We start from the raw sequence: 2,099 nt of genomic DNA on the forward strand, positions 1-2,099 counted from the left end.
CCACGCGCGCCCGTCAGTCTGGAAAAAGCGCTCGAAAACCAGTTGGGCTGGATCACCGCGTGGCGCATAAATCGCTACGCCGGAGGCAGCTATAAAACCCAGCGTTTCTTCGTTGATTCCGCCGCAAACGGGCAGGATAAAGACAGCGATCCGCTTGTCAGAAAGGAATCCGAAGCGGCCCGAAAAAAAGCACAGAACGAAGTGGAAAAAGAACGCCGGAAGATTATCGCTGAGCAAAGCGAAGATGATGATTTCTTAGTTCTTCCTCCGGGGCCGAAAGATTTTGATGCCGCCCTCGGGCAGACGCAGCTCCGCCAGGCGGCTGAAGAGTTCCGGGAGGATTATCACGGGCTTTCGCGCACCGGAACGGGAAACTGGCTTTTTAGCGCCGTCGATTCAGTGAGTAATGTGATCTTCCTGCTGAATAATGATGATGAGTATGGCGAATGGCTGAGAATGAAAACGGCGGGCGACGATCGGGTAAAAATACTTTTCCCGGATGCGGGAGAAGCCAGCAACGCCAGCCAGTCTGGCGGGCTGGTGCGGGCGCTGTTCGACGATCAGGTACACGATTCTCGCGCATGGTTTATGCACAACGCCTTCGGTGCCCGCGAGCCGTGGGGCAGCTATTTCCTCTACCGAATGATCTATTTTGGCAGCCGGAGCAGCAAGCCAATGACGCCACTGATGATCGCTGGTGCGGTGGTGGGTGCGGCAACCCTTGTCGGCGGCGTGGCCATTATCATCAAACAAAAAAGCGTTATGGGAAAACTCGCGGGCCTTGCAGGCACGGTGGGAGCGCTCAAACTGGAAACCCAGGCCATCGATCTTCTCTCCGGCAAGCCTCTGCCAATGCTGGAAAATGCCGCAGAGTTGCAGGCTCCGACAATGGAGCCTGGGGACGTGGTCGCGCGGCAAACACAGGTGGTCAATGAGCAACGGCTGGCGTTGGCAAAATCGCTGATTGAATCCGGCTGGGCAGAAAAAATTGAATCGACAATCACGGCATAATCCAGGGAAGGAGGAACAATGAAACAGGTTATTCGTGAGGGGGATACTCTTCGGGAGTATGGCGGCAGGGTGCTGGCCGGGCACTATCTTTGCTTCGGTAAAGGCATCGCCCGCAAAGGGGATGCCGTGAAGTGCAATAAACACGGCATGACGGTGATCGGTGAAGGCAGTGCGCTATCGGAAGTCAATGGGCAACCCGTGGCGCTGCATGGGCACCGCTGCGCCTGTGGGTGCACGCTGGTCAGCTCTTTCCCGGATTGCGGAGTGGAACTGTGAGGCCGCTACCGGTTTATACCCCCTATCGCGCTGCTCGTGTCCCCAATAGCCAACGCTGGATGTCAGCCTGTGCGGTGCTGGTGCTGCTTGCCGGGGGAGGCCTGGCGTTGTTTCAACCCGAAGGTGCGGGAGCCGGGAGGATCGTCGGGGGTATGGTGGGCGCTGCCGTGCTGACAGGGGGGCTGTGGCTTATTCGTCAACTCTACTATCGGCTATCGGTTCACAACGCCAGACTTTATGACCGGCTGGTCAAACAGCAGCAGCAGGCCTGGTGGACAGAACATCAACGCATTTTTGCCCTCAGTGAATGGGTGCTGCTGGGCCCGGCCGGGGCCGATACCCGGCACTGGCTGCGCCTGCTCACGCGGGAACATCGTCTTCCTGAAGTCAAAAATGAGCCGGGTGGAAGCGCACTGCGTATCGCAAGGACGATGGTTGATGCTGCAGCTGAGCGGGAGGCTCATCTGGCAAAAATGCTGGTCATGCAGTGGCAGACGCAGAGGGCAGAAACTTCACTCCCTCGCATTCAGCGCTGCTACTGGCAGGGGACGCTCCTCGCCTGGCAGTCATTTTGCTTACAGATGCAGGTGACGTTTCCCGGCGTTGTGCTGCCTGATGAACCTGACGCGTGGTGCGGAGAAGAGAGCCTGTCGGATCTGGCGGCGACTGCCCCTGCGTTAGCGGTTGATGAAGCCATTCTGGTTGCAGGATGCCAGTCGGCACCGGCCTCGTTTAGCTCGCTACCGCCGGCCGGTGAATCGGCTGCGTTATGGCTGGTCGGTCACGATGGTTCGGTCTGCCTGACCCGGGGT

Annotated in this window: 2 protein-coding genes and 1 pseudogene; all 3 read left to right on the forward strand. The window is 58.4% G+C overall.

What is annotated here, in order from left to right; all coding sequences use genetic code 11:
- Window positions 1-1,011: pseudogene (locus IBT46_RS26945) on the forward strand (DUF2235 domain-containing protein); the annotation flags it as partial.
- 18 nt (window positions 1,012-1,029) lie between these two features.
- A complete protein-coding gene (locus tag IBT46_RS26950) occupies window positions 1,030-1,287 on the forward strand; it encodes a PAAR domain-containing protein (protein WP_200548123.1) in 258 nt (85 codons plus the stop codon).
- The coding region (locus IBT46_RS26955) for a hypothetical protein (protein ID WP_200548124.1) at window positions 1,284-2,099 on the forward strand (816 nt) is incomplete at its 3' end. The genes IBT46_RS26950 and IBT46_RS26955, both read left to right, overlap by 4 nt.

It is taken from the genome of Erwinia sp. S38, from assembly GCF_016624545.1.
In the GTDB taxonomy this organism is placed as follows: domain Bacteria; phylum Pseudomonadota; class Gammaproteobacteria; order Enterobacterales; family Enterobacteriaceae; genus Erwinia; species Erwinia coffeiphila.

Excerpts from the sequence above, each read along its gene's own strand:
- IBT46_RS26950 (WP_200548123.1), top strand. The coding sequence starts at position 1,030 with ATGAAACAGGTTATTCGTGAGGGGGATACTCTTCGGGAGTATGGCGGC.